The organism is Hungatella sp., from assembly GCF_046966825.1.
In genome coordinates, this window is sequence record NZ_JBKVCZ010000279.1 from 1 (window position 1) to 2,313 (window position 2,313).

The following is a 2,313-nucleotide window of genomic DNA, read 5'->3' on the forward strand; positions in this document are numbered from 1 at the left end:
ATTTCAAACCTTGCAATTTTTACGAAAGTGGGTATAATAGACTATATCGTGAGGGGGAAATCCCCTGCTTGATGATGGTTGATACCGCATAATCTATATCATGTGGTATCTTTTTTATTATCCAAAAACCAGCCGCATCCGCGCCAGCGTTTTCCTCGGCTGGGCCTCGGTGGTCATGGTGTAGATTCGTGTCGTGTTGATACTGGAATGTCCCAGCAAATCCATCAGCCGGACCACGTCCTTCTCTATCCGGTAAAAGGTTCTGGCAAACAGGTGGCGCAGATTGTGGGGAAATACCTTCCGCTCGTCCACTCCGGCTTCCCTGCCAAGTTCCTTCATTTTCTTATTAATATTGCTCCTGTCCATGGGCCGTCCTGATTTGGTCACGAAAATGCTTCCCCCGCGGATTCCCATTTTCCTGCAATAGTTCTTTAACAATCGGACCAGCGCGTCGGGAAGAAGGGCTATCCTGGATTTCCCCTTGTTGTAAATGTCCGTCCGCCCATCCTCCAGGGATTCCACGGTGATAAACCGCAGCTCGCTGATACGGATGCCCGTGCTGCCGATGGTCTGAAGCAGCATTTTCATGCGGATATCCCTCCGTTTCTCCGCCGCCTGTATCAGGCGTTTGTAATCCTGCTCGGTCAGTTCTTTCTCCGGCTGGCTGTACTGGACGTGCTGGATGCGGAAGAATTTGACCTTTAAATCGTCCCTTCCCAGAAAACTGACATAGCTGTTTAACGCCGCCAGCATGGAGTTGGCGCTGGTGGTTTTGTAATGTTCCTTTAAGTACTGCTTGTATTCCCGTATCCATTCCTTCTCTGACTTCTCCGACTTTTCTAACTTTTCTGCCTTTTCCCTTCCCGCTCCCCCTGTCCCTACTCCATTTCCATCCATCTGTATAAAACTCCGGAATTTTCTGATATCCCTCAGGTATTTCTCGACGGTAGCACGGCTCCGCTCCTCATCTTTCAAATATTCCTCATACTCCTCCAGCTGTCTTTCTGTGATACTTATCACATTTTTGCGCTTTCTCATATAAAAAAAACCTCCTTCTCTCTGCTATTCCATTCTTCTACTAACATACCTAAAAATGGGAAAATATGCAAGCATATTTTCCCATCCCGTATTCCCTATTCTGCCGCTTAACGCTCATCCAGAGAACGATAAACTTCTTCCTTCATCACGCTGGTATAAGCAGGACGAATAATCTTATCCATGTTAATCAGCTCTTCAATCCGGTGTGCACTCCATCCCACGATTCTGGCAATAGCAAAAATCGGTGTGAACATCTCTTCCGGGATATCCAGCATGCTGTACACGAAGCCGCTGTAAAAGTCCACGTTGGCGCTGACGCCTTTGTAGATTTTGCGCTCCTCAGAAATTACCTTCGGACCAAGCTCTTCTATCATGGAGTACAGCTCGAAATCTTCTTCTCTGCCCTTCTCCTCGGAAAGCTGTTTGACGAAGCGTTTAAATATCTCGGCACGTGGGTCGGACTTGGAATAAACGGCGTGGCCCATGCCGTAGATAAGACCCTTCTTGTCAAATGCATCTTTATGTAACAGACGTTTTAAATAATCCTCCACCGCGTCACGGTCCTTGGTGTCGCTGACTTCTTTTCTCAAATCCTTCATCATCTCGACTACCTTGATGTTGGCGCCGCCGTGCTTCGGTCCCTTTAAGGAGGCCAGAGCCGCGGATACCACGGAATAGGTATCGGTTCCTGAGGAGGTAACTACATGGGTGGTGAAGGTGGAGTTATTACCACCGCCATGCTCCATGTGGAGAATCAACGCCAAATCGAGAACGTGGGCTTCCACTTCCGAATACTTCTTATCCGGTCTCAGCAGGCGAAGCAGGTTCTCTGCCGTGGAAAGATTCTCGTCCGGGCGATGAATATACATACTCTCATCGCGCTCATAATGGTTGTAGGCATGATAGCCATACACCGCCAGCATCGGCATTACACTGATTAACATCAGGCTCTGACGGAGCACGTTGGGAATGGAGATATCCCAGGCCTGGTCATCATAGGATGCCAGAGTCAGAATACTCTTACTCAAGGATATCATCATATCTTTGCTGGGTGCCTTCATTACAACATCTCTCACGAAATTGGTAGGCAGTTTCCGGCTGAACGCCAGACTCTCTCTGAAACGCATCATCTGTTCCGCGTTTGGAAGTTCTCCGAATAACAGCAGGTAGGCAATCTCCTCATACCCGTAACGGTTATCGCGAACGACTCCGCCGATTAAATCGTAAATGTTGTAGCCGCGGTAAAAAAGTTTTCCTTCACACGGTGTCTTCACA

General features: G+C 48.2%; 2 protein-coding genes. Both read right to left on the bottom strand.

Features of this window, described 5'->3' with window-relative positions:
- Positions 1-117: 117 nt before the first annotated feature.
- On the bottom strand, positions 118-1,038 hold the full coding sequence (locus ACLTD4_RS33790) for a tyrosine-type recombinase/integrase (protein WP_006780789.1): 921 nt from the start codon (positions 1,036-1,038) through the stop codon (positions 118-120).
- A gap of 107 nt (positions 1,039-1,145) precedes the next feature.
- The coding region (locus tag ACLTD4_RS33795) for a citrate synthase (protein ID WP_412331982.1) at positions 1,146-2,313 on the bottom strand (1,168 nt) is incomplete at its 5' end.